The organism is Candidatus Jordarchaeum sp. (genome assembly GCF_052745115.1).
On record NZ_JBRAKS010000143.1, the window covers coordinates 1 to 6,564 of the forward strand.

Sequence of the window (6,564 nt, forward strand, 5' to 3'; positions counted from 1 at the left end):
AACCGAACACCATTTAGGCGGTGTCCTAAATGGGTAAGTTTCGGACAACGGTACCCGAAGACCACAACGTAATTTGACATCACTTCCGCCTTAATGTGGAGGGGACAGCTTTCGAAGATCCTAACATCGTAACCGGATGGGGGTTTTCCAAGGAGATTTCTCAGGGTGTTCAAGTTATTCTCCATGTCCTCAGTTCTTGTGATCACTGCTACGTCAATATCGGATCGGGGTGTGGCTTCTGCTCTAGCCCAGCTTCCGTAAACCACAACCCAGAAATCACTTAGAGCCTTCAGGTCGCTCCTAATCTCCTCCAACGATTTCCTGTAAGACGTTTTCAATCACCTCCAAAAAATCGAACACTCCACTCAAAACCTCATCTAACTCCTCTCGCACAATGGACCCATCAAATTTATTATACTTATGAACTATTGCGTTTCTTAAACCGTTAAGCTTTCTGAGAAAGTCCGCCATTTCTATTTTAATGATTCCCGCAGACTCTAACTTCTTTATGTTAAAGTAGTCGTCTCCAACGTTGAACCCGAGGTCTTTAACCAACATTGCTAAGATGCTCATTATTGCTTCTATACTTGTGTGCAGACGATGCAATAACGCTTCAAATTGGTATTGATCACTCAAGTTTGGAGGCAAATCCCCCCAGCACAGACGCAACATAATCAATTTTTCCTCTATATTGGAGACTCCTACTCATTAAACCACCGTCTATAAAAAAGAAATGTTATTTCTTTTATTCCTTTCCTCAAATAATTCCAAATCACTATCAAATCAATTTTTGATGTATGGTAATCATTTCTTTCAGAAATTTTCTAAAATTTATCAAGTTATTATATTAAATATAAAACATAAATCCAATCACTAAATTCTATTAAAAAAATAAACATTTGTAAATTGGAAAGAACCGCTTATTTCAAAGAATCTTCATAGATTTTTTCCCAAAACAATTTTCTTATCTCGTGTGCGCCACGTGAATTCGGTTCAATCACCTGCCACAGCCACGACGTATTATCCTCTGGATCATAGTGTTTACCGCTTGGATCATCATAGTTTACTCCGTGGCCCAGAAAGTGTCTGTGAACATCCACCAGCGTTAAGCCCTTCTCCCGGGCAACCTCTTCAATTCTCTTATTCCAGTGGTCAAGCACCTTTAACCCGTCAGGCCAACGAGAGTAACCCTCTTTCTCCAGATTGCCCATACCGTCTGAGGGATCGTAAATGTTTCCAATATATATTCGGGCGGGTTTAGGAAACCTTACCGAATCCTGCAGGTAAGATATGATTTTCAAAAGCCTTCCCTTCATCTCGTAGCTTAGAGTTATACCCTTTTTTTCCGGTACTCCATATTGGTGTAGGATATCATTTCCTCCAACTGTTAAGATAATTATGGTGGGCTGATTTTCCACAGTGGGAGCCTTGGGAAGCTGCCAGCTAAGCACAGTGTCGGTGGTTGCCCCATCAGAAGTAAGATCATGAAACCTAATACCCGGATAGAGAGTGGCCAAATCCCTACCCTTCCAATCGGGATAAACATCATCCAAATTCTTATAGAGCAGCGATGCCGCACCCCAACCCGGCCCCCCAGCATAATAATCAATAATCATACTATCCCCAAAAGCCACATAACACTCAGAACCAGAAACACGCCGCCGCATACAAAACACCACTCCAAATTAACTAAAATACATAACAAAAAACCATTTTTAACAATTTTCATCAAACCAAACAAAACACAAAAGACAACCGCCAGGAAACCAACCAGAGAAACACAATAATAACATAACTCATAGCAACTAATCAAAACAAACACGCTAACCAGCCAATTAACCAATCAACCACAAAATCCAGAATGCAAACATCCAAACAGCGTCTTTTAAGAGAAGCTTTCTAAGATTGGGTAATAATTTATAAGCACGAAATATATTTGGTATAGCAACAACGGTGAGAGAAATGGTATCCCCTCTAAAAGATAAAATAGCAATAATGGGTGTAGGCTACACCAAGTTCGGAGAACTCTGGGACAAAAACCAGGAAGACCTACTAGTAGAAGCATGCTACGAATCCTTCGACGACGCCGGCGTAGAACCCAAACAAATCGACGCCATTTGGATAGGAATCCAATACTTCTTCACAGGCTTATCCGGAGGCGCCGCCGCCGAATTCCTCAAAATCTTCGGCAAACCCGCCACCCGAGTCGAAAACTTCTGCGCTTCAGGAATGGACGCCTTCCGAAACGCTTGCTACGCAGTCTATTCAGGTGACATAGACATCGCACTAGCTTGTGGCGTGGAGAAACTGATGGACGCCGGATCCCGAGGGCTACCAGGATTCGAGCAATTCGGTCATCCAGTTTATGGAAACGTTTCCGCTCCAGGAATGTTTGCCATGCTTGCCACCAGAGCATTTCATAACTGGGAGTGGACTAAAGAAGACTTGGCCAGAGTCGCGGTTAAGAACCACTATAATGGTGTTGCCCATCCCAAGGCTCACTTCCGAAGAGAAATCAAAATCGAGGACGTCCTAAATGCCCCTATGATTGCTGAACCACTAGGGAGATATGATTGCTGTGCTATGTCCGATGGTGCTGCTGCGTTGGTTATTACTCGTCCGGAGATTGCTAAGGAGTTCAAGCATAGGGATGATTTTGTGGTGTTGAAGGGTAATGGTATGGCGGTTGAGACTCTTTATCCATATTATAAGCCTGGTTATGATTTTTCGGAGGTTCCAGCGACTCAAAAGGCGGCTCAGGCGGCTTATAAGGCTGCGGGTATTAAGGATCCGGTTAAGGAGATTGGTTTCGCTGAGGTGCATGACTGTTTTACTATTACAGAGCTTTTGAATATGCAGGATCTTGGGCTTTGTAAGAAGGGTGAGGCTGCGCAGAAGGTTAGGGATGGTTTTACGGCTATTGATGGTGAGTTTCCGATTAATCCTAGTGGTGGTTTGAAGTGTTTTGGTCACCCGATTGGTGCTACTGGTTGCCGTATGCTGGTTGAGGTTACTAAGCAGATTCAGGGTAGGGCTGATGGTCGTCAGGTTGAGAGGAATGAGGTGGGTATGGCTCACAACCTTGGTGGGCCGTACACGGTTTGCACTGTGACTGTTTTGGGTAGGCCTTAGAATTTTTATTCTCTTTCTTTTTTAATATTTTTTAGAAAAAGCGTTTTTTATGGTCTTTATTTTTGACCTTTTGCGGGTTTTTACCGGTTAATTAGGAGCTTTTTGATTCGTTTAGTCTTCTTCTTTTTGTTTTTGTATTTCTTTTTGTGGGTTGGGGTTTATTTTTTCGGCTATTTTTTCCCAGTACTCTTCTCCCATGGAGTAGAGTCCGCAGCTTGCTCCTGCCCGGAATGAGTAGAGGTTTTCTAGTCCTGCTATGTTTTCTTTTTCTTTTTCAGTTTCTTTTTCTGTTTCTATTTGTGTTTGGGATTTTGGTTTTGGTGGGTTAGTTTTTTCTGATGTTGTTTTCATTTTGATTCCTTGGTTTTGTTTGTTGTTTTTTCACTTTTCTGGTTCTGATTGTTGTTTTTGTTCTTGTTCTTGTTTTTGTTGTTCTTTTTGTTGTTCTCTCCATAGTCTCCATAGGTCTTCGTAGTAGAAGTAGAGGGCGCAGTTTCCGCCGATGCAGCAGGGGTAGAGCATGTCTGTTCCTATGGGGCTGGTGTCTGTTAGGTCTGGTGGATTTTTTTGTTTTGCTGTTTCTTTGGTTTCTTCTTTGGGGGTTTGCTGCATTTTTTCACCCAGTTTTTGTTGTTGTTTTTTAGAATGAGTGGTGGGATTAAAAGTTTTTGTTTCAGTTTTTTGTTATGTGGGATTTTTTATTTTGCCTTTTAGTTTTTCGATAAAAATAGTAGTGAAATCAGTTGAGTGGAATCTGGAAAAAAGAGGGGGTATTTTCATTTTTTTAATGTTTGGAAGTAGCATTCTCCGTTTTCTGGCATTTTTTCGAGCATGTTTGTTTCGACTTTGAATCCCATTTTGTCGAATACTGTTTTCAGGGTGGATAGGCATGCGGCTTGGCAGGGTAGCTTTTCTAGTTCCTCTTTGCTTATCAGGTTTTTTAGGGATTGGTAGATTTTGCAGTCTTCCTCCGCTACCTTGAAGCTTAGTTCCTGTGCGTTGTTTGCTTCTATTTGGACTACGCCCATTAGGTGGACTGACAGGTATGCTATTTCTATGTATCTTTGTGCTACGTGGGGGAAGATTAGTTCACCGGTTTTTTTGGCAGATTCTAGTAGGACTTGGTATGTTCGGTCTCGGTATTTTTCTTGGTCGCTTAGTTCTATGGTTCGTAGCATGAGTTGTTTTCCGTATTCTTCGAAGTCTTTGATGTTTTTGCTCTGGGCGTATTTTTTCGCGATGGTTTCTCCATCGAATTCTTTCTCTATTGTTTCGAAAAGTTCGTCTTTAATGTAGAAGTCATATTTTTCAGCCATTTTGTTCATCCTCACTTTTAGGTCTATGTTGTGATTTCTGGTTCTGGGTGTTGGATTTCTACTTTTAGAGCGTCGTTTGGGCATATTTCCATGCACTTCATACAGCCTACACATTTGGGAGTCATGGGTGCAAGTAGCAGGTAGGATCCGGGCTGGTTTTCATCTATGGGTTGATACTTCTTGATCATCATGGGGTTTGGTGTAACTAGAAACACTTCTCCCGGGCATACTTCTATACACTTTTTGCAGGCGAAGGGTGTGGTACACTTCTGATAATCTATTGTTATTAATACTTTCGAACTCATACTTTATCACCACGAATGTTTAAGTACCTCAAAATTTCGGCGATCCACAAGTTCAATTGCCCCCTGTTTGCAGCCGGTCTCGCATAGTCCGCAGCCGAAACATCGGGTCAAATCAATGTAGGGCATCTCATTCCTTACATTAGCGGTGATGGCTCCGAACTGGCAGCGAGTGACGCATTGGAAGCATCCGGTGCACTTCTCGGGATGAGCTAGAACTGCGACTCTCTCTCCCTTCATGAGTTGTTTCATTCCATAGTCTAATCGCCATCGAATACTTAAGCAGTCACCGTAGGTGCAGTTGCATAATCCACCTATGTAGGGTGCACCTTCTCTTAGGCCGAAGGTCATGAGGGTGTGAACCATACCCTTTTTGTTCCATTCCTCTAACCATTTTTTGGCTTCCTTGTCGCTAACGAATTCAGCACCCGCAGTATACCTTGAGGGAAGGCGTTCCCATCGGAACATTCCCACCCCTAATCCGAGACAAGTCATTCTTGAACGGTCACGCTCAATGTAGCCGTGGAGCTGTCTACGACAGTCACAAGCAATGAAAGCGATGGGGCTCGCCAGATCAATCATGGTTTTTGCGTCCTCCAGGGTTATGACTTGCCCGGTGTGAATATCTCTTGCCAGTTTATTGAAATTAGCAACGTATTCGGGAAATTTCTCCGGTTCCAGATTTTTTGCTTGCAGTGTTTGCAAAGCGAGGGCACCTAGTTGTGCTTCAAGGTTTGCTCCTGCTCCTTCGGCTTTGCGGTCGGCTCTGGCACGATGGTACATTTGGCGGGCGTAGCGGCTGGCCCACTTGTACCAGTATTTTCCGGTACCATGCTTGGTACAAAAATCACACATTCCAAAATCACTCCCAATTCAATAATTTCTCATTAAAAGAATATTATGGATCCTTTAATCCTTTTTAATATTAGAAAGACAAAGGATATATAATAAATAAGGGTTACGGAAGCTAAGAAAAAAGGATTTAGGGGACTACCAGGAGTGTTTGAGTACTTCAAAGTTGCGGCGATCCACAAGTTCAATGACATCGTGTTTACAGCCGGTTACACAGAGTCCACAGCCAAAACACTTGGTCAAATCAATGTAGGGCTTCTCAGATCGTATATTAGCGGTGATGGCTCCGAACTGGCATCGGGAAACACACTGGAAACAGCCGGTACAGTTCTCGGGGTTTGTCATTACGGCGACTCTTTCCCCTTTTATGAGCTGTTCTATTCCATAGTCGCGACGCCAACGAATACTTATGCAATCGGGATAAGTGCAGTTACATATGCCGCCAATGTAGGGCGCACCATCCCTCAAACCAAATGTCATGAGCGAGTGAACCATGCCTTTCTTGTCCCACTCCTCTAACCATTTTTTGGCTTCTTTATCACTAACAAAGTGTGCGCCTGCAACATATCTTGAGGGCTCCCTCTCCCATCGAAACATTCCGACACCGAGTCCCAGGCAGGTCATTCTTGAGAGGTCACGCTCAATGTAGCCGTGGAGCTGCCTACGACAGTCACAGGCAATAAATGCGATAGGACTGGCCAGATCAATCATGGTTTTTGCGTCTTCCAGAGTTATGACCTGGCCAGAATTGGTGACCCTTGCTAACTGGTTCACTTTTTCTACTAGTTCTGGAAACTTTTCAGGGTTGAGATTCTTAGCCTGAATGGCCTCAATTGCCGCTAATCCCATCTGCGCCTCTAGTTGTGCGGTGCCTCCCGCTCCAGAAACCTTGCGATCAGTCCTTCTGCGATGGTACATTTGGCGGGCGTAGCGGCTGGCCCACTTGTACCAGTATTTTCCGG

Annotated in this window: 10 protein-coding genes; 1 reads left to right on the forward strand and 9 read right to left on the reverse strand. The window is 43.5% G+C overall.

Features of this window, described 5'->3' with window-relative positions:
• The 3 genes from ACUVXA_RS11195 to ACUVXA_RS11205 form a co-directional block, all read right to left on the reverse strand.
• The coding region (locus tag ACUVXA_RS11195; protein ID WP_445871347.1) for a nucleotidyltransferase domain-containing protein at positions 1–338 on the reverse strand (338 nt) is incomplete at its 3' end.
• Entirely contained in the window at positions 301–672 is a 372-nt protein-coding gene (locus ACUVXA_RS11200) for a DUF86 domain-containing protein (protein WP_445871359.1), read from the reverse strand. The genes ACUVXA_RS11200 and ACUVXA_RS11195, both read right to left, overlap by 38 nt.
• Positions 673–920: 248 nt before the next feature.
• Positions 921–1,667 (reverse strand): SGNH/GDSL hydrolase family protein, encoded by a 747-nt coding sequence (locus tag ACUVXA_RS11205; protein ID WP_445871348.1) that lies wholly within the window; start codon positions 1,665–1,667, stop codon positions 921–923.
• A 295-nt stretch (positions 1,668–1,962) separates the two neighbouring features.
• On the opposite strand from ACUVXA_RS11205, the gene ACUVXA_RS11210 reads away from it, so the two are divergent.
• On the forward strand, positions 1,963–3,132 hold the full coding sequence (locus ACUVXA_RS11210; RefSeq protein WP_445871349.1) for an acetyl-CoA acetyltransferase: 1,170 nt from the start codon (positions 1,963–1,965) through the stop codon (positions 3,130–3,132).
• 111 nt (positions 3,133–3,243) lie between these two features.
• Here ACUVXA_RS11210 and ACUVXA_RS11215 read toward each other — a convergent pair whose 3' ends face one another.
• The 6 genes from ACUVXA_RS11215 to ACUVXA_RS11240 form a co-directional block, all read right to left on the reverse strand.
• A complete protein-coding gene (locus tag ACUVXA_RS11215; protein WP_445871350.1) occupies positions 3,244–3,483 on the reverse strand; it encodes a hypothetical protein in 240 nt (79 codons plus the stop codon).
• A gap of 30 nt (positions 3,484–3,513) precedes the next feature.
• On the reverse strand, positions 3,514–3,744 hold the full coding sequence (locus ACUVXA_RS11220) for a hypothetical protein (RefSeq protein ID WP_445871351.1): 231 nt from the start codon (positions 3,742–3,744) through the stop codon (positions 3,514–3,516).
• Positions 3,745–3,908: 164 nt separating this feature from the next.
• Positions 3,909–4,448 (reverse strand): hypothetical protein, encoded by a 540-nt coding sequence (locus ACUVXA_RS11225; RefSeq protein WP_445871352.1) that lies wholly within the window; start codon positions 4,446–4,448, stop codon positions 3,909–3,911.
• A gap of 23 nt (positions 4,449–4,471) precedes the next feature.
• Positions 4,472–4,753, reverse strand: a complete 282-nt coding sequence (locus tag ACUVXA_RS11230; protein WP_445871353.1) for a 4Fe-4S dicluster domain-containing protein — start codon at positions 4,751–4,753, stop codon at positions 4,472–4,474.
• Positions 4,754–4,759: 6 nt separating this feature from the next.
• Positions 4,760–5,605 carry a 4Fe-4S binding protein gene (locus ACUVXA_RS11235; RefSeq protein ID WP_445871354.1) on the reverse strand — a complete coding sequence of 282 codons (846 nt, stop codon included), beginning with the start codon at positions 5,603–5,605 and terminating at the stop codon, positions 4,760–4,762.
• A gap of 135 nt (positions 5,606–5,740) precedes the next feature.
• The coding region (locus tag ACUVXA_RS11240) for an ATP-binding protein (RefSeq protein WP_445871355.1) at positions 5,741–6,564 on the reverse strand (824 nt) is incomplete at its 5' end.